Genomic DNA, 26,043 nt, shown 5'->3' on the forward strand with positions numbered 1-26,043 from the left:
GATCACCGATCGGGTGGCCGCGTCAGGCCACGACCGCCCCGATCAGCCACACCCCGGTAGCGAGCAGCGCCCCGAACAGCTCGATCAGAATCGACAGCCCGACGCCCTTCAGCGCGTGCCCGGTCGACCTGCGCGCCTGCTCCCCGTCCGGCAGCCGCTGCAGCTCCGACAGGTAGACGCCGAGCACGAACCCCAGCACCAGCCCGATCACCGGCACCACGAAGAACCCGACGATGCCGAGCACCGCCCCGATCAGCAACGTCCGGTTCGGCACCCCGGCCGCCTTGATGTTCTTCCCCGGCCACGTGTACTTCACGACCCCCGAGATCACCAGCAGCACACCGGCTATCGCCAGGATCGTCCACGCCGTCGCCCCGCCGGTCAGGAACGCCCAGACGGCGATCGCGCCGAAGATCAGGATCACGCCCGGCAGGATCGGCACGATGATGCCGATCAGGCCGACCAGGATCACCAGGCCGACAAGGACCTCGCCCCATACGCTCACGGACGCATTGTCGCCGATGTCCGGGTCGAACGCAGTACCTACCGGAGTATGGTAATAAGTATGGCCACGAGGAAGATCACCGTCACCATCCCGGAGGAGCTCCTGGAAGAGGTCCGCACGGAGATCGCCGAACGCGGCCTTTCGGCATACATCACCGAAGCGGTTCGCGCGCAACGGGATCGCGACCTCATCGGCGAGCTGGCGGACTGGCTGGAGCAGGAACACGGAGCCGTCACCGCCGAGGAAGCCGCGGTAGCCGACCGCGAACTCGACGACCTGCACGCCGAGCACCTGCGCCGCCGGGCAGCCCATGGCGGCCAGGGCGCCGCGTGACCCCCGCCCGCCGACCACAGGCGGTACCGCAGACCTTCGTCCTCGACAGCGAAGCACTGGCTCTGGCCGTCCGCGGCGACCGCGCCATGCTGGCCCGGCTGACCAATGCGCGCGAAGGCCGCGTCGACGTCATCACCTCCCCGATGACGCTCATCGAGGCGCACGACCCGCGCACCCCGTCGGCACGGTGGAACTGGGTGGTCTCCCGCATGCGGGTCGCCACGATCGGCAAGGACGAGGCGCGGGCCGCACGCGAACTGCTCGGCGCCGCCGGGCTGCACGGGCACAAGTACGCGATCGACGCCGCGCTGGCGGTGGTGGCGATCAACCAGCCGGGTTTCGTCACCGTCCTCACCTCGGACGTCGATGACCTGGAGCGGCTGCTGCCGCCAACGGTGCTCGTCCGGAAGGTGTGACCGCACCACCCCGACAGGGGCGCATAGACCTCCAACCCCTTGTTGTCCTACTGTCAATACGCACAGCTGCGACGACGAACCGAGGTAGGGCGTGAGCACAGAAACCACCGGCAAGCAGGGCCCGCTCGCGGGCATCAAGGTCATCGAACTGGCCGGGATCGGCCCCGGCCCGCACGCGGCACTGCTGCTCGCCGACCTCGGCGCCGACGTGGTGCGCGTGCAGCGCCCCAATCAGCTGCCCGGGCACATGGAGCGCCCGCAGTGGCGCGGCCGCACCATCGTGGAGGCCAACCTCAAGGACCCGGCCGATATCGCGAAGGTGCTCGACCTGGTCGAGAAGGCCGACGTGCTGATCGAAGGCTTCCGCCCCGGAGTCACCGAGCGCATGGGCCTCGGCCCGGACGAGGTCCTGGCCCGCAACCCGCGCCTGGTCTACGGCCGGATGACCGGCTGGGGCCAGCACGGCCCGCTCGCCGACCGCGCCGGCCACGACATCAACTACATCTCCATCACCGGCGTGCTGCACGCCATCGGCCGCAAGGGCGAGCGCCCGGTGCCGCCGCTGAACCTGGCCGGCGACTTCGGCGGCGGCTCGATGTACCTGGTCTTCGGCATCCTGGCCGCGCTGGTCGAGCGGCAGAGCTCGGGCAAGGGCCAGGTCATCGACGCGGCCATGGTGGACGGCGCGATCTCGCTCTCACACATGATGTGGGGCATGCGCGGCGTCGGGCTCTGGTCCGAGGAGCGCGGCACCAACCTGCTCGACACCGGCATGGCGTTCTACGACACCTACGAGACCTCCGACGGCAAGTACATGGCCGTCGGCGCCATCGAGCCGCAGTTCTACGCCGAGCTGCTGAAGGGCCTGGAGATCGACCCCGCCGGCCTCCCGCACCAGATCGACCCGAACGCGCAGGACGAGCTGCGGAAGCTCTTCACCGAGAAGTTCAAGACCAAGACCAGAGACGAGTGGGCCGCGGTCTTCGAGGGCACCGACGCCTGCACCAGCCCGGTGCTCACCTTCACCGAGGCCGAGCAGAACCCGCACCTGGTGGCGCGGAACAGCCTGGTCGACATCGACGGCGTGGTGCAGCACGCACCCGCCCCGCGCTTCTCCCGGACCCCGCCCGAGGTGCCGAGCGCGCCGCCCACCGAGGCGACGCCGATCGACAAGGTCTGGGCGGACTAGATTTCCCCGGTGGCGCAGAGTTGTCCGCGCCACCGGTTATTGTTCCCGCTGTGGCACAGGCGAATACGTACGCGCTCTACGCGTCGGGCAATTTCATCCAGGAGACCGAGTTGGATCGGCTCGGCGAGTGGATCGCACCGGATGTCCTCAGCGGGAAGCTGATCTTCGAGAATCCGTTCCTGGTGTTCCACGACGATCTCGCGCTGCGGGTCGATGCGAGCACGAGCTGGTTCCTCGTGGACGGTGAGTATGTCCTGGGTCGCGATCTCACCGCGCCGAACGGCGACTGGCGCGTCGGGTACCTGCACCTCGTCACCGACGGGACCGAGGCGGATGCGCTGCGGTGGATCGAGGAGATCGAAGAGGGGGCCGAACTCGATCGGCTCGAGGAGGCTCCCGGGCAGGATGGTCCGCTCGGTGATGTGGTCGCAGTCTGGGAGGATCCGCACGGGCAGTGGGACCTGGCCTTGGTGAGGCGGTGACCAACTGAGGTCAGCGCCCGCCCCCGGCAGAATTCACCGGGGGCGTTGCCCTGCCGGCACCGGCTCAGCCGAACTGATCGAATTCTCCTGCAGCGGCACCCTTCAGGAACGCACTCCATTCGGCACGGGTGAATGCGACCGCCCCTGCCTCGCGAGCGTTGCTATTGCGTACGTAGACAGTGCTCGGGGTGCCGGCGACCTCTACGCAGGTGCCGTTGTCGGTGAAGCTCGACACATGCCAATCGAGCGCATTGAGGTCATCCACTTCTCCGGGTCTCCCATTCTTCTGCCAGCTCGAGAACGAACTTGCGCGACTCCTTCGGGTTCAGAGCGACCTTCGCCCCATGATCGAACGCGCTTGCGAAGTATCCCACTTCTTCGGCTTCGGTGATGAATCGCCCGCCTGCGTAGCTTTCGAAGTGCACCCTCGGCGAGCCCCAGGGGTGGGTCATGATCGAGAAGCAGTTCAGCCGTCTCGCCTCGTACTGCCCAGCATCGTAGGTAGTGATTCTGACCGTGACGTTCGGCAGCTCTGATAGCTCTGCGAGGCAACGCAATTGCTCGACCATGACGGCCGGCGTGCCGACCCTGAGCCGTAGCGCCGACTCCGGCATGATGACATCGAGTTCGAGTTCGCCCGATCGCACTCGCTTCTGTCGATGCAGTCGCTGATCGACAGCTTGCTGGACGTACGTGTCGGAGACACCGGATACGCCGATCCGGCTCACTAACCCTTCGACGTAGCTCGGTATTTGGAGCAGTCCGTAGACCGCTCTGGGCTCGTGAGTCCGGATCGTGGTAGCGGATTGCTCCATGCCGAGGTACGTCGACAACCACTCCGGCACCTCACCTTCGACCGATGGCACGCTGCTCAACATCGCCGATAGCTCATCCATGGTGATACCGAGCGCGTCAGCGTACTTCGCGCGTTGCGCTGGATGCGGTGTTCCCTCGTTCCGTTCCCATCGGCCGAGCGTTGTCCGGTCCACTTCGACCTCGGTGGCGATCTGTTCCTGGGTCTTGCCGGTCGCCTTCCGAGCGTCGATCAGGCGATGTCTGCGCATAAACGCATCGTAGGTGCGGTCCACGCGCCGTGGCCTACTTTCGGCGATGCGCGCAGCATTGACCTCCATCAGGGGAAATCCACTCAGGGGGTCACTCATGCATCAACTACCGCAGCGGATTCCGGCTGCCCATGCGTACCCGAAGGGCGAGGTCGAACGGCCGCCACTCGATCTGCTTGTTCGCACCGCTGACGCCCTCGCGAAGTGGGCCACTACGCCCGGTGGTGTACATGGCCGCCAGTGATCGGCGTCGGTACGACTGCGATCAGGATCCGGTTCAGCTCAGTGAGCACACAGCACTGTTGATCCTGCGCCTGCACGACCACGAGCCGACGTGCGGTCCACTGCTCGCGGCACTCGCGTTCCTGTCCAATCCACAAGCATTCGAGTACGAGTGACCATGTGTGCCCTTTTTGCACTGGTGCTCGGACTCCTGGTGTTCATTTTTGTCGTGCTGCGCCCCTGGTGGACGGACTGGTAGTCCCCGAAGCATCAATAGGTAAGCGGCTGAAGAGGGTCAGCCGCGCGGGGCGTGAGGGCTTCGTAGGCGCTGGCGATCGACTTCACCGCCAAGCGCAGGTCCGCTTCCTGATGGGTGTAGGGCAACCGCAGGAAACGCTCGAACGCGCCCTGCACACCGAACCGCGGACCGGCCGTCAGCAGCACGCCGTGGTTGGGCGCGGTCGCCGCCAGTGCCGTGGAAACGGGCGCGGGGAGCTGGGCCCAGACCGACATGCCGCCGGTGCTCGGCGCCACCTTCCAGTCCGGGAGCTCCTCGGCGATCGCCTCCAGCAGCGCCGCCCGCTGGGCGCGGAGGTGGCTTCGGCGCCGGTCGAGCAGGGTGTCGGAGATGCCGAGGAGGTGGACCAGGGCGAGCTGGTCCATGACGGGGGTGCCGAGGTCGACGGTGGAGCGGATGCCGAGCAGCTTGGTGATGAGCGCCTGGTTGGTGCGGATCCAGCCGACGCGCAGGCCGCCCCAGAAGGATTTCGAGGCCGAGCCGATGGTGATGATCTCCGATCCCTTCGCGAAAGCCGCTGCGGGCGGCGGGGGTTCGGAATCGCTGAGGTCGAGCTCGCCCATGGATTCGTCGACGACGACGGTCATGCGGGTTTCGCGGGCGATGGCGGCGAGTTCGGCGCGATCCTCGGCATCCATCCGCAGGCCGGTGGGGTTGTTGAAGTCGGGGACCAGGTAGGCGAGGGTGGCGGCGGTTTGCCTGGCGGCGCTGCGGATGCCGTCGAGGTCCCAGGCCTTGCCCGGCTCGTCGGGGCGGAGCGGAACCGGGACGGGGCGGGCACCGACGTCGCGGATGGCCTCGATGCCGTTGGGGTAGGTGGGGTGATCGATGAGGACGCGGGCCGCGGGCGAGGTGAGGACGTTGAGCAGCAGGCGCAGGCCGTGCTGGGCGCCGAGCGTGACCAGGATCTGGTCGGGGCCGGTGGGCAGGCCGCGCTCGGTGTAGCGGCGGGCGATGGCCTCGCGGAGCGCGAGCACGCCGACCGGGTCCATGCCGTGGGTGCCGAGGAAGGACGGGATGCCGTCCAGGGCGGCGGCGTAGGCCTCGCGCATCTCCGGCGGGGCGGTCATGGCGGCGTAGGTGAGGTCGATGGTGGGCAGCTCCGGCTGGGTCATCATGGCGAGGATGCTGCGTGACGGTTTGCTGCCGTCGTGCTGGACCGCCGCGGGGAGCGCGACGGTGCTGCGCGAGCCCTGCCTGCTTATCAGGTAGCCGTGCTCGCGGAGCAGCGCGTACGTCGAGGTGATGGTGGTGCGGCTGACGCCGAGCGTGGTCGCCAGGTCACGTTCGCTGGGCAGCGCGACGCCGAGCGGGGCGCGGCCGTCGTGGATGAGCAGCCGGATGCCCTCGGCCAGGGCCAGGTAGGCGGGGCGGGAGCCGCGCTTCCCCTCCGCGTCGTCGCCCGCACTGCGCCAGTTGCCCAGGTCGCGGGTGAGGCTCGCCGCACCGATCACTCGTGTCGCCATAAAGTCCAGTATTCGGTAAGTGGCTATGTATCGGCAAGTCCAGTTGGCGGATTCTCATTCCTATGACCGCACTGATCACGCTTTTCGCCCTGACCACCTTCGGCCTGCTGGCCTACTACTACGCGCCTCGGGACGGCGAACCGCCCTGGTACCCGGGGCGATTCCGCCCCTTCCCCGGCGACGATCCCGGGCCGTCCTCCTACGACATGCACCGGCAGCTGGCCGATCTGGCCGCCCTTCGAGCCAGGGAGGAGACGAACCAGTCCAGTTCTGCCGAGGCGCCGGATCAGGGAACCGAAAGGTCCACTCGCCGGGAAGTGGCCTGATTTTCGTCGGGCCGGTCCGCGCCGAACGTGTCGGTGCGTACCGGCAGACTGGGGGCATGCCGACCGTCGTCTTCGAGACCGAGCTGGGTGCGTGTGCGCTCAGCTGGCGCGGCGACGCGGTGACCGGGTTCGCGCTGCCGGAGTCCGATCCGGAGCGGTTGCGGGCCCGGTTCACCGAGCGGGACGGTGCGCCGCCGCTGAGCGAGGCTCCGGCCGGGGCGATTGCGGCCGCGGTCGCCGCTGTTCGCGGCCATCTCGCCGGGGAGTTGGACGACCTGCGCTGGATCGCGCTGGATCTGGCCGGGGTTCCGCAGTTCCATCGGGAAATCTATCGGATCATCCGGGAGGTGGGGCCGGGGCGGACCATCGGGTACGGGGAGGTCGCCGCCCTGGCGGGGGCGCCGCGCGGGGCGCAGGCCGTGGGGCGGGCGATGGGGCGTAATCCGATTCCGCTGATCATTCCGTGCCATCGCGTGCTTGCCGCCGATCATGCGCTGCACGGGTTTTCGGCGCCGGGTGGGATCAATACGAAGCAGCGGATGCTGGCTATCGAACGGACGTCGGGGTTCGGGGAGCCGACGCTGTTCTAGACGCCGCGGAATTCGATGTGGACGATCCGGGTGTTCTCGTCTCGTCCGTAGACGGTGATCTCGCGGATCATCACCCTTCCCGACGACGAGGTGAACCAGGCTTCCTGTCCCACCGCTTCCCTGTCGAGGGAGCAGGATGGTGTGCAGGGATCCAGAGCGTAGGGGAATCGGGATTGCCGGAGCATGAAAGCCAAGCCTGCGGGTGACGTTCGCACGGCGATCCGATAGTTCCGATCGCGGACGATCTCGCGCTCGGCGCGTAGAACGGTGGCATCGGCCGGGAGAACCCAATCTCCGTATGCCAGCGCTTCGCGCACGAATTCTGGGCTGGTCGACTCTTTCACGTCGGGCACCGTCATCTGGTCGAGCACGTAATCCATCGCCCGACTGCTCGCGTACAACCCGAACCCGGCCAGTAGGCACAGGCCGAGTAACAACGCCAACCCTCGACGGACCTTCTTCGCGGATGCCGGGGTCACGGCAGTGGGTGCTCCCGGTAGAACAGGCAGGGGTCGCCGGTGAGGGTGCCGTCCTGGCAGGCGAAGTAGGTCTGCAGGCAGGAATTGGTGGTGCAGCCGAGCTGCAGCAGCTGTTCCCGGATGCGGAGGTTGCGGTCATGGACCGATTCGGTCGAGGTCGGGGGTTCGGACGTCACCGTGACGGTGTCTTGCTGTGCGCCGCAGCCGAGCAGAAGCACCGCGGATGCCAGCAATGGAAGCGTCCACCGACCGGCTGTTCGTAGCGATACGATCGTGTCCCCTCCCTCCTGCGTGGGCATACACCGTAGCGTTAAGTTCCGGGACCGAGAACCCTCCCCAGGTCTGTGGCCTGTAGATAGACGCGGATTCGCTCTCCGAACCGGGGAGCCGATGCCGCGCGCAGCGCTTCAGGTAGCGATTTGCCTTTGCGCGGCACCCAGTAGCGCAGCTGTTCCTCCATGACCTGCCGCACCAGGTGCGGTGCGGAGTCGTCGACGAGTTCGAAGAAGTCGTCCGCGCTGTAGACCTCGTACGGCAGGTCGTCGAGGCCCGCGAAGGCGAATCCCGTCAGGTCACCGGTCACCACTTTGTCGATCCTGCCGTGGACGGCAGCGGCGTGCACGTGCGCGTCGAATACGTCCGGGTACGGAACGGTCTCGTCGATTTTGTATCCGGTGATCACGCTCTCCGGCCCGAACGTTCGCGCGATCGCGCGCCGGGTTCCGCCAATCTGTTCCTCCGAGAGGAATGGGTTCTTCCTGCGCCGCCGATAGAGCATTTCGGCCATGACGTCCTCGGTCCAGAAGATCTGGAACATCCCATTCCCACCCCGGAGATACAGCAGACTGAGCCAGTCCCGCAAAGTGCGCGAGTACAGCACATTGGCGTCGACAAGAACCCGCTGAAATCGACCATCCCCCACTCGGCCCATCGTAGGGGACCGTCCGCTGGGTGCAGCCGAACTCAGTCGACGACGCCCCACTCCTCCTCGAGAGCGCGCAGCTCATCGAATGCCTCGCTCTGGTGCTCCAACTGCTGTCGGCGGAAGGCCAGCACATCCCTGGTGAAGAGCCGGGTATGCGATCCGACCTTGTGGGAGGGGATCTGTTCCGCACGGACGAGTTTCATCAGAGAAGGCCGTGACATGCGCAACATGTTCGCCGCCACCGTCGTGGTGATCGCGGTGGGGATGCTGCCGACGGTTACCGTTGATCCCCGGCCGACCAACTCGACCAGCGTGAGCACGATCTCGGTCAGCTCCGGCGGCAGTTCGAGGTGCTGATCGGCGCCGACGCCCACGGTCACGACGGCCTCGTTCGGTTTCCGATCCGCCAGGAAAGCGTTGAGTTCGCGGGCTTGCTCCACCTCGCGCTGCCCAACCGTCACCGTGGCACGATCGTCCCGCTGTAGCGCTTCCACTGTCGGCCCCCTTCCGTAGCGGTATGGGACCAGCGTAGGCCGCTACACATACAAGTGCAACGGAGATCAGCTCAGGACGTCGTGCCTAACGATCGTCTGATCCCGCCCCGGCCCGACCCCGATGCACGAGATCCGCGCCCCGGACAGCTCCTCCAGCCGGAGCACGTAGGCCTGCGCGTTCGCGGGCAGCTCCTCGAAGGTGCGGGCGTGCGAGATGTCCTCCCACCAACCGGGCATCTCCTCGAAGATCGGCTTGGCGTGGTGGAACCCGGTCTGGGTGGTCGGCATCTGCTCGACCCGCTCGCCGTCGACCTCGTAGGCGACGCAGATCGGGACGCGCTCCAGGCTGGAGAGGACGTCGAGCTTGGTGAGGAAGTAGTCGGTGATGCCGTTGACGCGGGTGGCGTAGCGGGCGATCACGGCGTCGAACCAGCCGCAGCGGCGGGCGCGGCCGGTGGTGACGCCGACCTCGCCGCCCTGCTTGGCGAGGAACTCGCCGTACTGGTCGAAGAGCTCGGTCGGGAAGGGGCCTGACCCGACGCGGGTGGTGTAGCACTTGAGGATGCCGAGCACCGTGTCGATGCGGTTGGGGCCGATGCCCGCGCCGACGGCGGCGCCGCCCGCGGTGGGGTTGGACGAGGTGACGTAGGGGTAGGTGCCGTGGTCGACGTCGAGCAGGGTGCCCTGCGAGCCCTCGAGCAGCACGGTCTCGCCGCGCTCCAGCGCCTCGTTCAGCTGCAGCCTGGTGTCGGCGATGCGGTGTGTGAAGCCCGCGGCCTTGGCGAGGACCTCGTCGACCACCTGCTGCGGGTCGAGCGCGCGGCGGTTGTAGATCTTGACCAGCACCTGGTTCTTGAATTCCAGTGCGGCCTCGACCTTCTGGGTGAGGATCTTCTCGTCCAGCACGTCCGCCACCCGGACGCCGACGCGCGCGACCTTGTCCTGGTAGCAGGGGCCGATGCCGCGGCCGGTGGTGCCGATCTTCTTGTTGCCGAGGAAGCGTTCGGTCACTTTGTCGATGGCGACGTGGTACGGCATGATCAGGTGCGCGTCGGCCGAGAGCAGCAGGCCGGTGGTGTCGACGTCGCGCTCTTCCAGCCCGGCCAGCTCGTCGAGCAGCACGCCGGGATCGACCACGACCCCGTTGCCGATCACATTGGTGACGCCGGGGGTCAGGATGCCGGACGGGATGAGGTGCAGCGCGAACTTGTCACCGTTCGGAAGTACAACGGTGTGGCCTGCGTTGTTGCCGCCCTGGTACCGGACCACCCACTGCAACCGCTCACCGAGCAGATCGGTCGCTTTGCCCTTTCCCTCGTCGCCCCACTGGGCGCCGATCAGGACGATTGCCGGCATGGTGCTGACTCCTACGGTTCGAGGCGCAGCACCCGCTGTGCTGCAGCTACCTGCCGTACTGGGGCGGTGGCCGGGAGGACAGTCTAGCCGACCGACCCCGCGCGGCCCGGAACCGCTGTTCTCCACGCTGTGCCGCGCGCGGCTAAGCTCGCACGGTGCGGACCGACGAACGGCCGGTCGCGGCGGGCGGAGCGCAGCCAGGGCGTTCGGACCGAGGAAGGTGTGCGGCAGGGTGAGTACCCACGTTCTCCGTTGCGCGGACGCGCCCGTCCCGATCGCGCTCGCCTCCCAGCCGACCACCCAAACCGATTCGGTCCCGGCCACTTCGGTGGTGGACGGGCTGCTCCCGGTGCTCGCCGCGGACAGCCAGCCCCGGCTGATCGTGCTCGGCGCCGACGCGGCGCTGGCCGCGGTGCTCACGCACCTCATGCGGACCGAGCGGTTACACGTCGAGATCGGCTACGTGCCGGTGGAGAAGACCTACGGCTCTCGCGCCTACCAAACCGGCACCGGCAATGCCGCGGCCAAGCGCGCGCTGGAGGGAAGGGCAGGCGAGACGCCGCTGATCCGGGACGACACCGGCACCGTGCTGGTCGGGCGCGCCACGCTCACCGGCCCGGAGGGCGCGGCGCTGGAGGGCGAGGTCTACGTGGACGAGCAGCGGCTCTTCACCGGCACGGTCCCGGCGCTGCTGGTCTCGCCCGCGCTGGCGGAGCCGGGGGTGCGGGCCTGCGTGCGGCGCCGCTTCCGGCGGCGGCGCTGGCTGGAGGGCAGGGCCGCGCAGCTCGGCACGCCGGGCGCGGTGGTGACCAGGGACGGCATCGCGAGCGACCGGGTGGTCAAGCGCGCGAGCTTCTACCGGCACCACGAGCCGTGGCTGCTGGTGCGATGAGCCTGCCGACGGCGCGGCGCGCGGTCCGCCCGAGCCCGATCTTCCTGCTCGTCCTCGCGGTCGCGATCGGCGGCGGGGTGCTGGCGTGGACCGCCGAGCTGGACTCCGTGCAGGCCAAGGCCGGGGTTTTCACGCTGGTGGTGGCGGGCTGGGTGGTGACGCTGTGCGTGCACGAGTTCGCGCACGCCTACGCCGCATGGCGGGCGGGCGACCGGGAGGTCGAGATCCGCGGCTACCTGACGCTGAACCCGCTCAGGTACAGCCACCCGCTGCTCTCCATCGGGCTGCCGATCGTGTTCATCGCGCTCGGCGGGATCGGGCTGCCGGGCGGCGCGGTCTACGTGCGCACCGACTTCGCGTCGAAGAGCGTGCAGCGGCTGATCTCGGCGGCGGGGCCGCTGGTGAACCTGGTGTTCGCGGTGCTGCTGCTCGTGATCGTCCGGGTCTTCGGCAGCTCGGGCGCGCACGCGGCGTTCTGGTTCGGGCTGAGCTTCCTGGCGTTCCTGCAGGTCACCGCGACGGTGCTGAACAGCCTGCCGATTCCGGGGCTGGACGGGTACGGGGTGCTCAAGCCCTCGCTGAGCTACCGCACCCGGCGCGGGCTGGAGCAGTTCGAGCCGTTCGGCATGCTGCTGGTCTTCGCGCTGCTCTTCACGCCCGCGGTGAACGCGGTCTTCTTCGACGCCGTGTACTGGCTCTTCGAACTCTCCGGCGTGCCGGACACCTGGTCCCGCTACGGCGGCTACCTCACGCGGTTCTGGACCTGAGGGCGGGTCGCCCGGCTCACCGGGGAGGAGCCGGGCGACCCTGTTCGGCCGGCGGGATCCCACCGAGGTGGGAGCGCGGCCCCGCCGACCGAAGTATCGGGCCGCGCACCCCTCGTGGCTCGGCCCGACCAGAACGTTAGGGATTCGGCGCCGCCGAAGCGCGAGTAGCGGACTACTCGATCACTCCGCGGGGCGCACGTACGGGTTCTCCACCGTCGGCGGCAGCAGCGCGATGGCCGAGATCCGCTTCACCCCGCAGACCTGCATGAGGTCGACGACGGCCGACCTGAGCTGCGCGAACACCACGTGCGCTGACAGCCCGGCGCCCGCGACCAGCTCCGGGCGGGCGGCCTTGGCGATGGTGCGCAGCACCCGCGCGGCCTCGGCCTGGTCGGGCTGCTCGCCCGGGTCGGCGAGCATCATCCGGCGCACGACCTCGACGGCGTGGCCGAGCTGCTCGACGGCGTCGATCAGCCGCTGGTCCAGGATCTCGTCGTCCCGGATCAGGGTGAGCGAGCGGCGCAGCAGGACGCGGACATTGCGCACCGCGTTGTCCAGCGGGTCGGCGGTGGCGCCGACCCGCTCCAGCCGGGCGCGGGAGTTCCAGTAGAGCGGGGAGATGCGGCTGATCTCCCTCCCACCCTCCAGGGTGGAGCGCAGCGCGTCGATCTGCGGCTGGGTGGCGCGCATGGCGGCGAGCGCGGTGCTCAGTTTCTCCGGGTCCTGCTCCAGCAGCCCCTCGGCGCCCTGCAGGAGCGCGTCGCGGGTGACGGCGAGGACGTCGGCGGCGTGGTTGCGGGCGCGGCGCACCGGGTGCAGCGGGATCGCCGCCACCACGAGCACCCCGACCAACCCGCCGACCAGGGCGTCGATCATTCGGGAGAGGTCGCCGCCGGAGGCGGGCGGCAGCAGCGTCGCCACCAGCACGGCCGAGCCCGCGGCCTGGATCGAGATGATCGAGCCGCCGTCCAGGAAGATCGCCAGTGCCATGGCGACCGCCACCACCAGCGCGATCTGCCAGACCCCGGTCCCGACCTGGGAGATGAAGACGTCGCCGATGCCGATGCCGACCGCGACGCCGACCACCAGCTCCACCGAGCGGCGCACCCTGGCGCCGAACGAGATGCCGATCGAGACCACCGCCGCCGTCGGGGCGAAGAACGGCTGCGGGTGGCCGATCACGGTGTGCGCGATGAACCAGGCCAGCGCGGCGCCGACCGAGCACTGCAGGATCGGCAGCGCCGAGTTGCGCAGCCGCTCCGCGGAGCTGCGGAAGCGGTCCGCGCCGCTCTTCCCCGCCGCCCTGACCCGATCGCGCGTCGCCGCCACCGGCGGGTCAGTCCAGGCCGAGCTCGGCGGCCGCCCTCGGGTCGCAGTCCTCGAGCAGGTCGAGGCAGCGCGCGTACTCGTCGCTCTCGCCGACCGCCCGTGCCGCCTTGGCCAGCGCGCCGACGCTGCGCAGGAAGCCGCGGTTCGGCTCGTGGCTCCACGGGACCGGGCCGAAGCCCTTCCAGCCGTTGCGGCGCAGCAGGTCGAGGCCGCGGTGGTAGCCGGTGCGGGCGAAGGCGTAGGCGGCGACCACGTCGTGGTTCACCGCGCCGTCGCCCGCCCGGTCCAGCGCCGCCTCGGCCAGGTGCGCCCAGGCGATCGAGGCCGACGGGTGCGCGGCCGCGACGACCACCGGGTCGGCGCCGCCGTCCAGCGCGTCCTCCGCGTCGTGGAGTTCCGGAAGCAGGACCGGCTGCGGGCCGAGCAGATCACCGAACGAGGTCATGGGGACATTGTGCACCGCTCCCGGAAATGCTCGATAGGCTGGCGCGCAACTGAGAAGACCCGGCCTGGAACGAGGGGTAGTAGGTGTCCCACCCGAACGACGAGACGAACCCGGTGTCCGGAGATTCCGCGCCGACAGAGGCTATTCCCGCTCAGGGGGGTGATGCGGTCACCGAGAAGGTGGATTTAGCGGCTTCTCCTGCGCAGCAGAGGGATTCGGGTTCTGCCGAGCAGGGGGGTTCCTCGGGTGCTGCCGGGGCGGAAACGAGCGGCGGGGCGGCGCAGGGTGTGGCTGGGCAGAAGGCGGCCGGTGATGGGGCGGGCGGCGCTCAGCCGGGCACCGGGGGTTCGGTGGGCAGTGCGCCGGAGGGTGCGAAGCCGGGGGGCGAGGCTCCGCAGGGTCCGGGGCAAGCCGGGACTGCCGCGGCGCCCAGTGGCACCCCAGCGCCGCAGGCGCCCGACGGCGTCAAGCCACCGCAGAGCGCCGGGTCTGCCCGGGGGCCGGGCAGTGGTGAACCGCCGCAGGCACCGAGTGGCGCCGCGGCACCGCAGGCGCCTGGTGGCGGCTCGCCCCAGGGACCGGCTGGTGGTCGACCGCCGGAGGTACCCGGCGGACCCGGGCCGCAAGGCGCGGGTGGAGCCGGTGCGGCACAGGCACCTGTTGACTCGAAGCCGCCGCAGGGTCCGGCTGTCGGCGCAGCCCAGCGGCCGGGTGGGGAACAGCCTGCACAGGCCGGGGGCGTGAAAGCGCCGCAGGGCACCGGGTCTCCCCAGGGGCGGGGCAGTACCCAGCCGCCGCAGGCGCCGACTGGAACCAAGGCACCGCAGGACCCAGCCGGATCCAAGCCCCCGCAGGCGCCTGCTGCATCCAAGCCTTCGCAGGCGCCGGGTGGCGGCCAGCCACCCCAGGCGCCGAGTGGCGCCAAGCCACCGCAGGCATCAAGTGGCGCACAGTCACCGCAGGGACCGGGGGGCGGCCAGCCACCCCAGGCGCCGAGTGGCGCCAAGCCACCGCAGGCATCAAGTGGCGCACAGTCACCGCAGGCGCCGGGTGGCGGCCAGCCACCGCAGGGGCCGGGCGGCAGCCGGCCTGCCCAGGGACCCGGCGGACCCAAACCGTCGCAGGGGTCCGGGGGCGGCTCGCCTCAGGGGGCCGGGGGTGGCGTGGGGGCGCAGGCGGCGGGTGGCGCTGCTGCGGCGCAGGGGTCCGCTGACCGGACCGAGAAGATCGCTCGCCCGGAGCAGGCGGACAACTCCGCCGACGAGACCGTGGCCATGCGCACCGTCCCGGCGCCGGGGGACGCGGACGCGCCGACCCAGGCGTTCGCGGTGCAGCAGCAGGGCGACCCGGACGGGGTGACGCAGCGGATCCAGCGCACCGACCGGGTTCCCGGCGCGGTCCCGCTGAGCAAGCCGCCGAGCACCCCGCGTCCGGCGCCGGGGCCGAAGCAGGCGGGGGCGCAGCGGCCGACCGGGCCCAACCAGGTCGAGGAGACCCGCCCGTCGGACCCGCAGCGCCCGGCCGAGCCGCGCCAGGTTGCCTCGGCCCCCTCCCCCGCGGACATCCAGCCGACCCGCCCGGCCCAGCAGCAGCAGCGCCCGATCGCCCCGCCGCAGCGGATCGAGCCGCAGCCGCAGCCGCAGCCCGCCGCGCAGCAGGGCGGCTCGAAGAAGCTGCTGCTGATCGGCGGCGCGGCGGTGGTGGTGATCGTCGCGCTGGTCGCGGTGATCGCGGCGCTGGCGGGCGGCGGAGGGGACTCGCCGGAGACCCAGGTCAGGGCGGCGATCTCGCAGTACACCTCGGCGCTGGACCAGGGCGACCTGGCCGGGCTGCGCGACTCCACCTGCGGCGCGCTGCACGACTACTACCAGGGCATCTCCGAAGCCGATTTCGCCGGCGTGCACGAGGTCTCGCAGCAGTCGGGGAGCATCCCGGTGGTGGAGAAGGTGGACGCGGTGCGGGTCACCGACGGCACCGCGCTGGCCCAGGCCACGGTGTTCATCCGCTCGGACCCGAACACCAAGACCGAGCGCACCTTCGACCTGCAGCGCACCGACGCGGGCTGGAAGGTCTGCGAGCCGCCCACCGGCGCCTCCTGAACCCCGGGCGGTCGTCGTCCGTTCACGCCAGTAGCATTTCCGCATCATGCGCGATCAGACGACGACGCTTTCGGGAGTTGAGGACGTGGCGCAGACACAGACGCTCACTGGTCAGCGGTTCCGGGTCAGGGACCGCTACGAGGTGGGGCGCGAGAAGATCAGGGAGTTCGCGCGGGCGGTGCAGAACGGCCACGGCGCCCACCATCGGGAGGCGGACGCGGCGGCGCTCGGCTACGACCGGGTGCTGGCCCCGCCCACCTTCTCCTCGGTGATCGGCCTCGCGGCCACCCGCGCGCTGCTCGACTCGGTGCTCACCGAGTACGACATCTCGCAGATCCTGCAGACCGACCAGGTCTTCGAGATCCACCGCCCGGTGCTGGCGGGCGACTCGGTCGCCAGCGAGCTGCTGATCGATTCGATCCGCAACTTCGGCGACAACGACTTCATCAACGTGCGCTTCGCGCTGATCAACGAGCGGGACGAGGTCGCGGTCTCCGGCACCACCACGATCGTGGCGCGCCGGGGCGCCGAGGTCGACCCCGACCTGGTGGCGGCGGTGGAGAACATCGTCATGCACTCGCGCCCGCAGGACCAGGCCGCTTCGCTCCTGGAGAGCGACGTGCTGATCCCGCTCGGCCCCGGCCCGGCCCCGGCCAACCCGCCGCGGCGGGCGCGGGCGCCCCGCACCGCACCGGATTTCGCGGCGCTGGCCAAGGGCGACGAGCTTCCGGTCGGCACCGCCCGGCTCACCAGGGGCGACCTGGCGAACTACGCGGGCGTAGCGGGCGACCCCAACCCGATCCACTTCAGCGAGCACGCGGCCAGGCTGGCCGGGCTGCCGACGGTGGTGGCGCACGGCCTGCTCACCATGGGGCTGGCCGCGGGCTACCTGACCGAGTGGCTGGGCGACCCGACCGCCATCGAGAAGTTCAGCGTGCGGTTCTCCGGGTTCGTCCCGGTGCACACGACGGCGCCCGCGACGGTCGAGTTCGGCGGCCGGGTCAAGTCACTGGATCCGGAGCGGCGCGCCGCGACGCTGCTGCTCTCCGGGACCTCGGAGGGGCGCAAGCTCTTCGGCCGCGCGGTCGCCGAGGTCCGGCTCGGCTGAGTTCGGCGGCTCAGCGGTCGGCGTGGAAGCTCAGCACGGTGCTGCCGATCCGGATGCGGTCGCCGTCGGCCAGCGGCGTGCCCTCGTCGATCGCCTCCTCGTTGATGAAGACGCCGTTCGCCGAGTTCAGGTCCTTGATCAGCAGCCCGGCCCTGGTCGGGGTGATCGCGGCGTGGTAGCGGCTGGCCTTGGGGTCGTCCAGGACCAGGTCGTTGTCGGTCATCCGGCCGATCCGGATGCCGCTCGGCGGGATCACCACCGCGCGGCCGTCGGCGAGCCGGAGCTGCCCGCTGCGCACGGTGCGCGGGGTCTCGGTGACCGTCTCGGTCATCGCCGCGGCGAGCTGGTCGGGGCGCCTGGCCTCGCCCGCGTGCAGCGGCTCCTGGCGCAGCACCCGCTGCTCCAGTTCGATGAGCGCGGGGCCGGGGTCGATGCCGAGTTCGTCGGCGAGCACGGTGCGCACCCGGCGGCAGGCGTCCAGCGCGTCGGCCTGGCGGCCCGCGAGGTAGAGCGCGGTGATGAGTTGGCCCCAGAGCGGCTCGCGCAGCGGGTGCTCGTTCGTCACCGCGACCAGCTCGCCGATCACCGACGAGGCGCGGCCGCAGGCGATCTCGGCGTCGAACCGGGCCGAGGCGGCGAGTAGCCGCTCCTCCTCCATGGCGGTGGCGAAGCTGTCCGCGAACTGCAGCCCGGCCAGGTCGGCCAGTGCCCGGCCGCGCCACTCGCGCAGCGCGGCGGCGTAGTGCTGGGCGGCGCCCGCGTGGTCCCCGGCCTCGGCGGCCCGCGCGCCCGCCTCCCGCGCCGCCTGGAAGCGGCCGAGGTCGCAGGCCTCCTCCGGCACCTCCAGCCGGTAGCCGGAGGCCTCGGTGCGCAGGACGAGCGCCGGGTCGATGCCGGAGTTGCGCAGCGCCTTGCGCAGATTGGAGACGAAGACCTGCAGGCTGGCGGAGTAGGAGTCCGGCGGGTCCTCGTTCCACACCATCTCGGCGAGCGCCGACGACGAGACGGCCCGTCGCCGGTTCACCGCCAGTGCGGCGAGCAAGGCCCGTGGCTTGGGCCCGCCGAACGCCACCGGCGCACCGCCGACGAGCAGTTCGACGGACCCGAGCACGCGCACATCGAGACTCATGTGCTCAAGCCCTCGTGTGGAGTCAGGGGTCAGGCGCTGATCGACTTCCCCGCGGACTTCAGATCATTGCACGCCTCGACCACGCGCGCCGCCATCGAGGTCTCCGCCTTCTTCAGGTAGCTGCGCGGGTCGTAGGTCTTCTTGTTGCCGACCTCGCCGTCGATCTTCAGCACGCCGTCGTAGTTGGCGAACATGTGGCCCGCCACCGGGCGGGTGAAGGCGTACTGGGTGTCGGTGTCGACGTTCATCTTGACCACGCCGTAGTTCAGCGCCGCGTCGATCTCGGACTTGAGCGAGCCGGAGCCGCCGTGGAAGACGAAGTCGAAGGGCTGCGCGTCGGCGCCGAGGCCGAGCTTGGCGGCGGCCACCTTCTGCCCCTCGGCCAGCACCTCGGGGCGCAGCTTCACGTTGCCCGGCTTGTAGACGCCGTGCACGTTGCCGAAGGTGGCGGCGAGCAGGTACTTGCCGTTCTCGCCCGCGCCGAGCGCCGCGATGGTCTTCTCGAAGTCCTCGGGGGTGGTGTAGAGCTTGTCGTTGATCTCGGCCTCGACGCCGTCCTCCTCGCCGCCGACAACGCCGATCTCGACCTCGAGAATGATATTGGCCGCGGCGGTCGCCTTCAGCAATTCCTGGGCGATCTCCAGGTTCTCGTCGATCGGCACCGCGGAGCCGTCCCACATGTGCGACTGGAAGAGCGGGTGCTGCCCGGCGTTGACGCGCTCCTGGGAGATCGCGATCAGCGGCCGGACGAAGCCGTCCAGCTTGTCCTTCGGGCAGTGGTCGGTGTGCAGCGCGATGGTCACGTCGTACCGCGCGGCCACCACGTGCGCGAACTCCGCCAGCGCCACCGCGCCGGTCACCATGTCCTTGACGCCGAGGCCGGAGCCGAATTCCGCGCCGCCGGTCGAGAACTGGATGATGCCGTCGCTGCCCGCGTCCGCGAAGCCCTTGATGGCGGCGTTGATCGTCTCCGACGACGTGCAGTTGATGGCGGGGAATGCGAAGGAGTTCGCCTTGGCCCGGCCGAGCATCTCGGCGTAGACCTCCGGAGTCGCGATAGGCACTGGTGAGACCTCCGTGTTGAGCGGCACTGGCTGAGTGCGGCGAAAGAGACACATATGTCGCGTACCACCCTAGGCCAGGGCAGGTTCGCGCCCGGCAGCGGAGGTGCCGCCGCTGCGCGAGCGAAACTCCGGGAAACCGGTACTGTTGTCAAGGTGATTTCGCTGGTGGCTCTCGGCACAATGGGAACTCGGGGCGCGGGGACGTGTTCCCGCCCACCGGTCGAGCGGATTCGCTAGCAGGTGTCCGGAGTGCAGCAATTTCTGGCGGCAGGCACCTTCGACCCGCTCGTCTCGGCCGGTCCGGCCGTGGTGTGGACGGTCGTCCTCACCTTCGTCTTCCTGGAGTGCGCGGTCCTGCTCGGGCTCTTCCTGCCCGGTGACTCCATGCTGGTCACCGCGGGGATCGTGATGGCGTCGCACGCCTCGGGCGAGGCGCACGTGTGGGCGCTCTCCGGCGGGGCGATGGTGGCCGCCATCGCGGGCAACCAGGTCGGGTACGTGATCGGCAGGCGCACCGGGCACCACATGGTGGCCAGGAAGAACGGCCGCTACATCAATGCCAAGAATTTGCAGCGCGTCGGCGACCTGCTCCGCAAGCACGGCTTCTTCGCGGTGCTCGTCGCCCGCTGGATCCCCTGGGTGCGCACGCTCTGCCCGATGGTGGCGGGCGCGGCCGGGATGGACCACCGCAAGTACACGATCGCCAGCACCCTCGGCGCCATCATCTGGGCGCCGGTGCTGCTGCTGATCGGCTACTACGCGGGCGGCTTCCTGCAGCGGCTGCCGTGGCTGCTCCCGGTGGTCGTGGTCGGGCTGGTGCTGGCGCTGGTGCTCGGCACGGTCTTCGGCGTCCGGCAGTACCGGCAGGAGATGGCGCGGCCGATCGAGGACTACGACCTGGACACCATGCCGATGCAGGCGGTCAGGGAGCGCTAGAGCCCGGCGGCGGCGACCTGGTACGCCGCCTCCATGAGCATCCAGCCGGAGAGCTGGACCGCCAGGTCGCGCTCCGGGACGGCGGAGGCGGTGACCGAGCCGCCCGCGGTGAAGCGGCCCGCGCCGCCGCTGGTGCCGGGCAGCCGGGCGGGCTTGCTCCAGTCGTTGCCGAAGAGCGGCTCGCCCTCGACCTCGAGCCGGTTCGCCCACGCCGCCTCGGCCGAGGCGGTGACCAGCGCGGCGGCCGTCCTGCGGTCCTCTTCCTGCTCGCGGTCGTCGCCCGGCAGGACCACCGCGACCACCGCGAGGTAGCGCGCCAGGATGCCGTTGAAGAGCCCGCCGTCGCCACCGCCGCCGCCGTTGATCACGTCGTTCGTCGACATGGCGTGCCGGACCGCGGCGAGCAGCCGGTGCACCCGGTCCAGGTGCCGCCGGTCGCCGGTGTGCGCGGCGAGCTCGGCGTCCAGGCCGAGGACGACGCCCTGGCAGTAGCTGAAGATGGGGCGCTCGATCTCGCCGGAGGGCAGGTGGATGCCGTCCAGGATGAGCCCGGACTCCCGGTCGCGGAGCGTGGCGTCGAGCCAGTCCGACATCTCCTGCGCGCGGGCTTTGTAGCCGAGCCTGGCCAGCGCGATGGCGGCCGGGCCGTTGGCGGGGGCGTTGTAGAAGTCGGAGCCGATGCGCCAGGGCAGGCCGCCGCCGCGGGCCGGGTCCCAGGCGTCGTAGAGCGCCTTCTCCAGGGCGCGGAGGGCGCGGCGGGCGGGCAGGTCCTGGGTGCGCTCGGCGCGCTCCAGGGCGATGGCGAGCCAGGCCATGTCGTCGTAGTACTTGTTGGTCCAGCCGGTGAGGTTGCGCAGGCGGTGGCTGCGGGCCAGCGCGGCGACCCGGCGGCGGCGGGCCGGGGTCGGGACCCGGTTGGCGGCGTCCACCGCGCAGTCGATCAGGTGCGCCTGCCACCAGTAGTGCCAGTTGAAGAAGGCGCGCTCGCGCCGGGTCGCGGGCCAGCCGACCACGCCGAGCGCGGTGCGCGGCAGCACCCAGACCGACCGCAGGTGCCTGGAGAGGATCGCCGACTCGGCCATGTCCGCGCGCTCGGACCACAGCGCGGGGGTGGCAGCGCCGCTCGATTCGGACTGGGGGCGGCCGCTCCGCGAGGTCATGCCCTCCATGGTGCCAGGTGGGGGCGCGGAGGCGCTGCGCAATCCCCGCCGATCCGGTCGGGTCCGGCGGGGCTCACCAGGCGGTGGCGGGGTCGGCGTGCTGGCGGATCCAGGTGTGCATGGCGATGCCCGCCGCGACGCCCGCGTTGATGCTCCTGGTGGAGCCGAACTGGGCGATCGAGACGGTCAGCGCGGCCGCCGCCTTCGCGGAGTCGGTGACGCCGGGGCCCTCCTGGCCGAAGAGCAGCAGGCAGTCGCGCGGGAGCGCGGCGGTCTCCAGCGGGACCGCGCCGGGGACGTTGTCCACCGCGACCAGTCGCAGGCCGGTGCGTTCGGCGTAGGCCGCGAGCTCGGCGGTGCTCTCGTGGTGCTCCAGGTGCTGGTAGCGGTCGGTCACCATGGCGCCGCGGCGATTCCAGCGGCGCCTGCCGACGATGTGCACCGCGGCGGCGGCGAAGGCGTTGGCGGTGCGCACCACGGTGCCGATGTTCGCGTCGTGGCCGAAGTTCTCGATCGCCACGTGGAACGGGTGTCGGCGCGCGTCGATGTCGGCGACGATCGCCTCCCGCCGCCAGTACCGGTACGCATCCACCACATTGCGCCGGTCGCCGGTCGCCAGCAGCTCCGGGTCCAGCCGCGGATCGTCCGGCGGCTCGCTCCCGTACTCCGCCCGCCACGGCCCCAACCCGTGCGGATGCTCCCCCCACTCGGTGGGTCCCACCTGCTCGGGCGTCTCGGGGTCTGGCACCCGGACATGCTAGTACGTCGAGGTGGTTGAGGTTCCGGCCACGAGGGCGATGAGGACGGCGGCGATCACGACGAGGATGGCGATGACCACGATGACCGTGGCGATGATGCCGCAGATGTAGCCGGCGAGGACGGTGCTGCGGCCGCCGATGGCGCCGCCGGAGTTGTCGATCTCCTTGAGTGCCCTGCCGCCCATGACGAAGGCGACCGGGCCGAGGAGCTGGCAGAGCACCAGGCCGAGCACGCCGAGGATGACGATGGTGGTGGCCTGCGGGTGGTCCGGCGGCTGGAAGTAGGGCTGCTGATACCCGGGCGGAGGGTAGGTCATGCGCAGATCGTACGGGGTGGTGCTGGCTACACCGGGAAGACGGCGGCTCGCCTCCTCGCCCGCGGGGTGCGCGGCGGGCGAGCATGGAACCCATGACCGAGAACCCGGCCCGCGCCCTCCTGCTCGCCCCCTTCCGCGCCCGTACCTGGCGGGAACTGGCCTTCGTCGTGCTCGCGGTGCCGCTCGGCGGGCTGGCCGGGCTGTACCTGCTGGTCGGGTACGGGATCGGGCTGCCGATGACGGTGCTGCTGGTCGGGGTCCCGCTGGTGGCGCTGCTGCTGCTCGGCGGGCGGGTGTGGGCGCGGGGGTACCGCGTGCTGGCGCGGGCGCTGCTCGGGGTGGCGGTGCCGGAGCCGCCGCCATTCGCGCCGAGGCCGGGGCCGCTCGGGTTCCTCGCGGGGGCGTTCGGCGACCGGACGTCGTGGCGGGCGCTGCTCTTCCTGCTGCTGCAGGTGGCGCTCGGCACGGTGGTGGGCTGGAACGTGCTGCTCGCGGTGGGGTTGGCGGTGCTCTTCGCGCTGACGCCGCTGATCTGGCTGCTCGCCGACCCGGTCAATGTGGACGCGAACGGGGTCGAGCACCGCTCGTTCATCCAGTTCGGCGAGTACTACGTGGACTCGTGGCCGCGGGTGCTGCTCTTCGGCGCGCTCGGCGTGCTCTGCTGCTTCGCGGCGCCGTGGCTGCTCCGGGGGACCGCGCTGCTGCACGGGCTGCTGGTGCGCGGGCTGCTCGCGCCGACCGGGCGGGATCGGGCGGTGGCCGAGCTGGCCGCGAAGCGGCGCGCCGCGGTCGACGATTCGACGGTGACGCTGCGCAGGCTCGAGCGTGACCTGCACGACGGGACGCAGGCGCGGCTGGTGACCATCGCCATGGAACTGGGCCGCGCCGAGCAGCGGCTGGCGTCCGGCGGCGATGCCCGCGACCTGGTCACCGCGGCGCACGCCGGGACCAAGGAGGCGCTGGTGGAGCTGCGCGAGCTGGTACGCGGGATCCACCCGCCCGCACTGGAGCTCGGGCTGGAGGCGGCGCTGGAGACGCTGGCCGCGCGGTGCGCGGTGCCGGTCGAGCTGGCGTGCGCGCTTCCGGTGCGGCCGAGTCCTTCGATCGAGGCGATCGCCTACTTCTCGGTGGCGGAGCTGCTCACCAACGTGGTGAAGCACTCGGGGGCAGGGGCGGCGGCGGTGGAGGTGTGCGGCGACGCGGAGACGCTCGAATTGCTCGTCCGGGACGCCGGGCGCGGCGGGGTGCTGCCGCCGGTGGTCACCGAGCAGCCGATCGGCGGGTTGGCCGGGCTCGCGGCCCGGGCGCGCTCGGTGGACGGCGAGCTCACGGTGCTGAGCCCCGAGGGCGGGCCGACCGTGGTCACGGTGACGCTGCCCGTGGCGGTGCCGGAGTGAGCGGCAGGTCCCGGCCTGCACGCGCCGCCGAGCGGGCCGAGCGGTCGCGAACCGCGACCGTTCCACCGGCGAAGCTGCCGTGAGCACCCCGCTGCGGGTGGTGATCGCGGAGGACTCCGCGATCCTGCGCGACGGCCTCGCCGCCCTGCTCGCCGACCACGGCCACGAGGTCGTCGCCATGGCGGGCGATGCGAAGGCGCTGATCACCGCCGTCACCGAGCACCGCCCCGACGTGGCGGTGGTCGACATCCGCATGCCGCCCACCTTCACCGACGAAGGGCTGCTCGCCGCGCTCGAACTGCGCCGCGGGCACCCGGACACCGGCGTGCTGGTGTTCTCGCAGTGGATCGAGACCCGCTACGCCACCGAGCTGCTCGCGGCGGGCGCGGCGGGGGTCGGGTACCTGCTCAAGGACCGGGTCGCCGATGTCGGCGAGTTCGTGGACGCACTCGCCAGGGTGGCGGCGGGCGGCACCGCGCTCGACCCGGAGGTGGTGAGCCAGCTGATGAACGCGGGCCGCGGCGGCCTCGACCGGCTCACCCCGCGCGAGCGCGAGGTGCTGGAGCGGATGGCCCAGGGGCTGAGCAATGCCGCCATCGCCGCCGCGCTGCACGTGACCGAGCGGGCGGTGGAGAAGCACATCGGCAATATCTTCACCAAGCTGGACCTGCCGCCCTCGGACACGCACCACCGCAGGGTGCTCGCGGTGCTCCGGCTACGCGGGTGAGCGCGGCGCGTGCGCGGCCGGGTCGGCGAGCAGGTACTGGGCCGCCGCGTAGGTCGCCAGGATGGTGCCCTCGGCGAGCCGCCGCGAGCGCTCGCCGCGCAGCAGCAGCCTGCGCAGCACGATCAGCCCGTCCGAGACGGTGAAGAGCAGCGCGCCGAGCCCGAGCCTGCTGCGCGGGTCCGCGTCCGGCAGCACCACCCCGGCCACGGTGGGCGAGTTCGGCGCCAGGTCGGGGTCGGAGGCGAGCACCCCGGCCGCGCCGAGCGCGAGGCCGTACCCGGTGAGCGGCGCCGCCACCGCGGGCGCCTGCGCCCGCAGCAGCCCGGCGGCGCCGGCCCAGGCCAGCAGCCGCGGCACCGCGACGGCGGCGGTCGGGCGGGCCCCGCGGCGCCACCACAGCGCGGCGTAGCAGCCCTGCATGACCCCGAACGCCGAGGCGCCCGCGACCAGCCTGCGGTCGTCGTCCGGGTCGATGAGCAGCACGTCGCCGACGGTGGCGGCGCCGAGCGCCGCGAGCAGCGCGCTGCGCTCGCCCGGCTCGATGGCCTTCCCTGCCACCGCGACGTCGGCGGCGAGCAGCGGCATGAGCAGCGGCTTGCCCACCCACTGCCAGCGCTCGCGCCCGGTGACGGCACCGGCGACGGTGAGCGCGGCGGCGGCGATGAACCCGGCCCGGAACGGCCGCATCAGAAGCTCGGCTCCTTGGGCGCGGGCGGCAGCGTGACCACCTGGCCCGCGTAGCTGAGCCCGGCGCCGAAGCCGAGCAGCAGCGCGGTCTGGCCGCCCTTGGCCTTCCCGGTCACCAGCATCTCCTCGATGGCGAGCGGGATGGAGGCGGCCGAGGTGTTGCCGGTGTTCTCGATGTCGTTCGCCATCGGGATCTCGTCGGCGAGCCCGAGGTTCTTCTTCATGAGCTCGTTGATCCTGGCATTGGCCTGGTGCGGGACGAACACCTCGAGCTCGTCCTTGGAGACCCCGGAGACCTCGAGCGCGGTGGAGAGCGCGCGCGGCAACGTCACCGCGGCCCAGCGGAAGACCCGCGGCCCCTCCATCCGGATCACCATGCGGCCCACCGGGTCCGCCTCCGGGTCGGTGCCCTGCAGCTCCTCGGCGCGGTCCTCGTAGGCGAGGATGTCGTAGTTCTGCGAGATGGCGAGCGCGTTCTCGCCGTCGCTGCCCCAGACCGTCGGCGAGATGCCGTTCTCCTCGCTCGGGCCGATCACCACCGCGCCCGCGCCGTCGCCGAAGATGAAGGCGGTGCCCCGGTCGTGCGGGTCCATCCCGACCGACATGGTCTCGACCCCGATGAGCAGCACGTACTTCGCCGAACCGGCCCGGATGAGGTCGGCGCCGACGCCGAGGCCGTAGCAGAAGCCGCCGCAGCCGCTCTCCAGGTCGAACGCCGCCACCCCGTTGATGCCGAGGTCGTAGGCGATCGAGGGCGCCCCGTGCGGGGTCTTGTACGGCCAGGTGCCGGTCGCCAGGATGACGGTGCCGATCTCCGCGCGGTCGATCCCGCTGCTCGCGATGGCCCGCTCGGCGGCGGCGACGGCGATCGTGCGCACCGTCTCCTCGCCGCTGATCCAGCGCCGGTTGCGGATGCCGCTGCGCTCGAAGATCCACTGGTCGGTGGAGTCGAGTACCTCGCAGACCTCGTCGTTGCTCACGAGGCGGGTGGGTCGATAGGCACCGATACCGAGCATCGCCACATTCTCTCGACCCTTGTTGACAGCAATGCTCACCACGGGTGACTCACACGACCCTTCGAAA

The 26,043-nt window shown here is 70.9% G+C and carries 32 protein-coding genes; 14 read left to right on the forward strand and 18 right to left on the reverse strand.

Annotated features, from left to right (window positions below):
- Positions 1–22 precede the first annotated feature (22 nt).
- Entirely contained in the window at positions 23–505 is a 483-nt protein-coding gene (locus ACFUUZ_RS16630) for a DUF456 domain-containing protein (RefSeq protein ID WP_378696962.1), read from the reverse strand.
- A gap of 60 nt (positions 506–565) precedes the next feature.
- On the opposite strand from ACFUUZ_RS16630, the gene ACFUUZ_RS16635 reads away from it, so the two are divergent.
- The 4 genes from ACFUUZ_RS16635 (at position 566) to ACFUUZ_RS16650 (ending at position 2,925) form a co-directional block, all read left to right on the forward strand.
- Positions 566–838, forward strand: a complete 273-nt coding sequence (locus ACFUUZ_RS16635; RefSeq protein ID WP_378696964.1) for a hypothetical protein — start codon at positions 566–568, stop codon at positions 836–838.
- The gene (locus tag ACFUUZ_RS16640; RefSeq protein ID WP_378696966.1) at positions 835–1,254 is read left to right on the forward strand and encodes a DNA-binding protein; all 420 of its coding nucleotides are present in this window, start codon (positions 835–837) and stop codon (positions 1,252–1,254) included. The genes ACFUUZ_RS16635 and ACFUUZ_RS16640 overlap by 4 nt, the downstream gene beginning before the upstream one ends.
- Positions 1,255–1,345: 91 nt before the next feature.
- Complete coding sequence (locus ACFUUZ_RS16645; RefSeq protein ID WP_378696968.1) at positions 1,346–2,443, forward strand: CaiB/BaiF CoA transferase family protein; 1,098 nt, start codon at positions 1,346–1,348, stop codon at positions 2,441–2,443.
- Positions 2,444–2,493: 50 nt separating this feature from the next.
- Positions 2,494–2,925, forward strand: a complete 432-nt coding sequence (locus ACFUUZ_RS16650; RefSeq protein WP_378696970.1) for a hypothetical protein — start codon at positions 2,494–2,496, stop codon at positions 2,923–2,925.
- Positions 2,926–2,989: 64 nt separating this feature from the next.
- Here the strand turns inward: ACFUUZ_RS16650 and ACFUUZ_RS16655 are convergent, their stop codons facing one another.
- Positions 2,990–3,190 carry a DUF397 domain-containing protein gene (locus ACFUUZ_RS16655; protein WP_378696972.1) on the reverse strand — a complete coding sequence of 67 codons (201 nt, stop codon included), beginning with the start codon at positions 3,188–3,190 and terminating at the stop codon, positions 2,990–2,992.
- Positions 3,183–4,088, reverse strand: a complete 906-nt coding sequence (locus ACFUUZ_RS16660) for a Scr1 family TA system antitoxin-like transcriptional regulator (RefSeq protein WP_378696974.1) — start codon at positions 4,086–4,088, stop codon at positions 3,183–3,185. The genes ACFUUZ_RS16655 and ACFUUZ_RS16660 overlap by 8 nt, the downstream gene beginning before the upstream one ends.
- Positions 4,089–4,219: 131 nt before the next feature.
- Between ACFUUZ_RS16660 and ACFUUZ_RS16665 the strand changes: the two genes are divergently transcribed.
- Entirely contained in the window at positions 4,220–4,387 is a 168-nt protein-coding gene (locus tag ACFUUZ_RS16665; protein WP_378696976.1) for a hypothetical protein, read from the forward strand.
- A 94-nt stretch (positions 4,388–4,481) separates the two neighbouring features.
- On the opposite strand, the gene ACFUUZ_RS16670 is transcribed toward ACFUUZ_RS16665, so the two are convergent.
- On the reverse strand, positions 4,482–5,975 hold the full coding sequence (locus ACFUUZ_RS16670) for a PLP-dependent aminotransferase family protein (protein ID WP_378696978.1): 1,494 nt from the start codon (positions 5,973–5,975) through the stop codon (positions 4,482–4,484).
- A 62-nt stretch (positions 5,976–6,037) separates the two neighbouring features.
- Here ACFUUZ_RS16670 and ACFUUZ_RS16675 point away from each other — a divergent pair, with 62 nt between their 5' ends.
- The gene (locus ACFUUZ_RS16675; protein WP_378696980.1) at positions 6,038–6,301 is read left to right on the forward strand and encodes a hypothetical protein; all 264 of its coding nucleotides are present in this window, start codon (positions 6,038–6,040) and stop codon (positions 6,299–6,301) included.
- A 56-nt stretch (positions 6,302–6,357) separates the two neighbouring features.
- The gene (locus tag ACFUUZ_RS16680; RefSeq protein WP_378696982.1) at positions 6,358–6,891 is read left to right on the forward strand and encodes a methylated-DNA--[protein]-cysteine S-methyltransferase; all 534 of its coding nucleotides are present in this window, start codon (positions 6,358–6,360) and stop codon (positions 6,889–6,891) included.
- Here ACFUUZ_RS16680 and ACFUUZ_RS16685 read toward each other — a convergent pair.
- From ACFUUZ_RS16685 to ACFUUZ_RS16705, 5 genes are all read right to left on the reverse strand, one after another.
- Entirely contained in the window at positions 6,888–7,271 is a 384-nt protein-coding gene (locus ACFUUZ_RS16685) for a hypothetical protein (protein ID WP_378696984.1), read from the reverse strand. The genes ACFUUZ_RS16680 and ACFUUZ_RS16685 overlap by 4 nt on opposite strands.
- Positions 7,272–7,366: 95 nt before the next feature.
- Positions 7,367–7,546, reverse strand: a complete 180-nt coding sequence (locus ACFUUZ_RS16690) for a hypothetical protein (RefSeq protein WP_378696986.1) — start codon at positions 7,544–7,546, stop codon at positions 7,367–7,369.
- A 134-nt stretch (positions 7,547–7,680) separates the two neighbouring features.
- Entirely contained in the window at positions 7,681–8,301 is a 621-nt protein-coding gene (locus ACFUUZ_RS16695; RefSeq protein WP_378696988.1) for a PIN domain-containing protein, read from the reverse strand.
- A 32-nt stretch (positions 8,302–8,333) separates the two neighbouring features.
- The gene (locus tag ACFUUZ_RS16700; RefSeq protein ID WP_378696990.1) at positions 8,334–8,756 is read right to left on the reverse strand and encodes a helix-turn-helix domain-containing protein; all 423 of its coding nucleotides are present in this window, start codon (positions 8,754–8,756) and stop codon (positions 8,334–8,336) included.
- Between the two features lie 99 nt (positions 8,757–8,855).
- Positions 8,856–10,145 (reverse strand): adenylosuccinate synthase, encoded by a 1,290-nt coding sequence (locus ACFUUZ_RS16705; RefSeq protein ID WP_378696992.1) that lies wholly within the window; start codon positions 10,143–10,145, stop codon positions 8,856–8,858.
- A gap of 232 nt (positions 10,146–10,377) precedes the next feature.
- Here ACFUUZ_RS16705 and ACFUUZ_RS16710 point away from each other — a divergent pair, with 232 nt between their 5' ends.
- Positions 10,378–11,037 (forward strand): hypothetical protein, encoded by a 660-nt coding sequence (locus ACFUUZ_RS16710; RefSeq protein ID WP_378696994.1) that lies wholly within the window; start codon positions 10,378–10,380, stop codon positions 11,035–11,037.
- Positions 11,034–11,804 (forward strand): site-2 protease family protein, encoded by a 771-nt coding sequence (locus ACFUUZ_RS16715; RefSeq protein ID WP_378696996.1) that lies wholly within the window; start codon positions 11,034–11,036, stop codon positions 11,802–11,804. The genes ACFUUZ_RS16710 and ACFUUZ_RS16715 overlap by 4 nt, the downstream gene beginning before the upstream one ends.
- Positions 11,805–11,984: 180 nt before the next feature.
- Here the strand turns inward: ACFUUZ_RS16715 and ACFUUZ_RS16720 are convergent, their stop codons facing one another.
- Together ACFUUZ_RS16720 and ACFUUZ_RS16725 are read right to left on the reverse strand one after the other, a co-directional pair.
- The gene (locus ACFUUZ_RS16720) at positions 11,985–13,133 is read right to left on the reverse strand and encodes an aromatic acid exporter family protein (protein WP_378696998.1); all 1,149 of its coding nucleotides are present in this window, start codon (positions 13,131–13,133) and stop codon (positions 11,985–11,987) included.
- Between the two features lie 7 nt (positions 13,134–13,140).
- Complete coding sequence (locus tag ACFUUZ_RS16725; protein ID WP_378697000.1) at positions 13,141–13,578, reverse strand: DUF3151 domain-containing protein; 438 nt, start codon at positions 13,576–13,578, stop codon at positions 13,141–13,143.
- A 1,163-nt stretch (positions 13,579–14,741) separates the two neighbouring features.
- Here ACFUUZ_RS16725 and ACFUUZ_RS16730 point away from each other — a divergent pair.
- Both ACFUUZ_RS16730 and ACFUUZ_RS16735 read left to right on the forward strand, forming a co-directional pair.
- Positions 14,742–15,677: a hypothetical protein gene (locus ACFUUZ_RS16730; protein ID WP_378697002.1), complete on the forward strand. Its 936-nt coding sequence runs from the start codon at positions 14,742–14,744 to the stop codon at positions 15,675–15,677.
- An 85-nt stretch (positions 15,678–15,762) separates the two neighbouring features.
- Complete coding sequence (locus ACFUUZ_RS16735) at positions 15,763–16,785, forward strand: fused (3R)-hydroxyacyl-ACP dehydratase subunits HadA/HadB (protein WP_378697004.1); 1,023 nt, start codon at positions 15,763–15,765, stop codon at positions 16,783–16,785.
- 10 nt (positions 16,786–16,795) lie between these two features.
- Here ACFUUZ_RS16735 and ACFUUZ_RS16740 read toward each other — a convergent pair whose 3' ends face one another.
- Positions 16,796–17,914 carry a BTAD domain-containing putative transcriptional regulator gene (locus tag ACFUUZ_RS16740; RefSeq protein ID WP_378697006.1) on the reverse strand — a complete coding sequence of 373 codons (1,119 nt, stop codon included), beginning with the start codon at positions 17,912–17,914 and terminating at the stop codon, positions 16,796–16,798.
- Between the two features lie 29 nt (positions 17,915–17,943).
- Positions 17,944–18,978 carry a class II fructose-bisphosphate aldolase gene (gene fbaA, locus ACFUUZ_RS16745; protein ID WP_378697008.1) on the reverse strand — a complete coding sequence of 345 codons (1,035 nt, stop codon included), beginning with the start codon at positions 18,976–18,978 and terminating at the stop codon, positions 17,944–17,946.
- 240 nt (positions 18,979–19,218) lie between these two features.
- On the opposite strand from fbaA, the gene ACFUUZ_RS16750 reads away from it, so the two are divergent.
- A complete protein-coding gene (locus ACFUUZ_RS16750) occupies positions 19,219–19,914 on the forward strand; it encodes a DedA family protein (RefSeq protein ID WP_378697010.1) in 696 nt (231 codons plus the stop codon).
- On the opposite strand, the gene ACFUUZ_RS16755 is transcribed toward ACFUUZ_RS16750, so the two are convergent.
- From ACFUUZ_RS16755 to ACFUUZ_RS16765, 3 genes are all read right to left on the reverse strand, one after another.
- Positions 19,911–20,996, reverse strand: a complete 1,086-nt coding sequence (locus tag ACFUUZ_RS16755; protein ID WP_378697065.1) for a glycoside hydrolase family 76 protein — start codon at positions 20,994–20,996, stop codon at positions 19,911–19,913. The two genes, ACFUUZ_RS16750 and ACFUUZ_RS16755, sit on opposite strands and share 4 nt — an antisense overlap.
- Positions 20,997–21,147: 151 nt before the next feature.
- On the reverse strand, positions 21,148–21,822 hold the full coding sequence (locus ACFUUZ_RS16760; protein WP_378697012.1) for a TrmH family RNA methyltransferase: 675 nt from the start codon (positions 21,820–21,822) through the stop codon (positions 21,148–21,150).
- Positions 21,823–21,831: 9 nt separating this feature from the next.
- Positions 21,832–22,149, reverse strand: a complete 318-nt coding sequence (locus tag ACFUUZ_RS16765) for a DUF4190 domain-containing protein (protein ID WP_378697014.1) — start codon at positions 22,147–22,149, stop codon at positions 21,832–21,834.
- 92 nt (positions 22,150–22,241) lie between these two features.
- Here ACFUUZ_RS16765 and ACFUUZ_RS16770 point away from each other — a divergent pair, with 92 nt between their 5' ends.
- Both ACFUUZ_RS16770 and ACFUUZ_RS16775 read left to right on the forward strand, forming a co-directional pair.
- Positions 22,242–23,546 (forward strand): sensor histidine kinase, encoded by a 1,305-nt coding sequence (locus ACFUUZ_RS16770; protein ID WP_378697016.1) that lies wholly within the window; start codon positions 22,242–22,244, stop codon positions 23,544–23,546.
- A gap of 91 nt (positions 23,547–23,637) precedes the next feature.
- Positions 23,638–24,273 (forward strand): response regulator, encoded by a 636-nt coding sequence (locus ACFUUZ_RS16775; RefSeq protein WP_378697067.1) that lies wholly within the window; start codon positions 23,638–23,640, stop codon positions 24,271–24,273.
- On the opposite strand, the gene ACFUUZ_RS16780 is transcribed toward ACFUUZ_RS16775, so the two are convergent.
- Both ACFUUZ_RS16780 and ACFUUZ_RS16785 read right to left on the reverse strand, forming a co-directional pair.
- A complete protein-coding gene (locus tag ACFUUZ_RS16780) occupies positions 24,262–24,960 on the reverse strand; it encodes a lysoplasmalogenase family protein (RefSeq protein ID WP_378697018.1) in 699 nt (232 codons plus the stop codon). The genes ACFUUZ_RS16775 and ACFUUZ_RS16780 overlap by 12 nt on opposite strands.
- Positions 24,960–26,018: a beta-ketoacyl-ACP synthase 3 gene (locus tag ACFUUZ_RS16785; protein ID WP_378697021.1), complete on the reverse strand. Its 1,059-nt coding sequence runs from the start codon at positions 26,016–26,018 to the stop codon at positions 24,960–24,962. The genes ACFUUZ_RS16780 and ACFUUZ_RS16785 overlap by 1 nt, the downstream gene beginning before the upstream one ends.
- Positions 26,019–26,043: the final 25 nt, after the last annotated feature.

Origin of the sequence: Nocardia sp. NPDC057353 (assembly GCF_042667085.1) — a bacterium.
Lineage (GTDB): Bacteria > Actinomycetota > Actinomycetes > Mycobacteriales > Mycobacteriaceae > Nocardia.

Excerpts from the sequence above, each read along its gene's own strand:
- ACFUUZ_RS16740 (WP_378697006.1), bottom strand. The coding sequence starts at position 17,914 with ATGAGTCTCGATGTGCGCGTGCTCGGGTCCGTCGAACTGCTCGTCGGC.
- ACFUUZ_RS16765 (WP_378697014.1), bottom strand. The coding sequence starts at position 22,149 with ATGACCTACCCTCCGCCCGGGTATCAGCAGCCCTACTTCCAGCCGCCG.
- ACFUUZ_RS16665 (WP_378696976.1), top strand. The coding sequence starts at position 4,220 with ATGGCCGCCAGTGATCGGCGTCGGTACGACTGCGATCAGGATCCGGTT.
- ACFUUZ_RS16755 (WP_378697065.1), bottom strand. The coding sequence starts at position 20,996 with ATGGCCGAGTCGGCGATCCTCTCCAGGCACCTGCGGTCGGTCTGGGTG.
- ACFUUZ_RS16695 (WP_378696988.1), bottom strand. The coding sequence starts at position 8,301 with ATGGGCCGAGTGGGGGATGGTCGATTTCAGCGGGTTCTTGTCGACGCC.
- ACFUUZ_RS16780 (WP_378697018.1), bottom strand. The coding sequence starts at position 24,960 with ATGCGGCCGTTCCGGGCCGGGTTCATCGCCGCCGCCGCGCTCACCGTC.
- ACFUUZ_RS16670 (WP_378696978.1), bottom strand. The coding sequence starts at position 5,975 with ATGGCGACACGAGTGATCGGTGCGGCGAGCCTCACCCGCGACCTGGGC.
- ACFUUZ_RS16675 (WP_378696980.1), top strand. The coding sequence starts at position 6,038 with ATGACCGCACTGATCACGCTTTTCGCCCTGACCACCTTCGGCCTGCTG.
- ACFUUZ_RS16770 (WP_378697016.1), top strand. The coding sequence starts at position 22,242 with ATGACCGAGAACCCGGCCCGCGCCCTCCTGCTCGCCCCCTTCCGCGCC.
- ACFUUZ_RS16660 (WP_378696974.1), bottom strand. The coding sequence starts at position 4,088 with ATGAGTGACCCCCTGAGTGGATTTCCCCTGATGGAGGTCAATGCTGCG.
- ACFUUZ_RS16635 (WP_378696964.1), top strand. The coding sequence starts at position 566 with ATGGCCACGAGGAAGATCACCGTCACCATCCCGGAGGAGCTCCTGGAA.
- ACFUUZ_RS16680 (WP_378696982.1), top strand. The coding sequence starts at position 6,358 with ATGCCGACCGTCGTCTTCGAGACCGAGCTGGGTGCGTGTGCGCTCAGC.
- ACFUUZ_RS16725 (WP_378697000.1), bottom strand. The coding sequence starts at position 13,578 with ATGACCTCGTTCGGTGATCTGCTCGGCCCGCAGCCGGTCCTGCTTCCG.
- ACFUUZ_RS16705 (WP_378696992.1), bottom strand. The coding sequence starts at position 10,145 with ATGCCGGCAATCGTCCTGATCGGCGCCCAGTGGGGCGACGAGGGAAAG.
- ACFUUZ_RS16715 (WP_378696996.1), top strand. The coding sequence starts at position 11,034 with ATGAGCCTGCCGACGGCGCGGCGCGCGGTCCGCCCGAGCCCGATCTTC.
- ACFUUZ_RS16685 (WP_378696984.1), bottom strand. The coding sequence starts at position 7,271 with ATGGATTACGTGCTCGACCAGATGACGGTGCCCGACGTGAAAGAGTCG.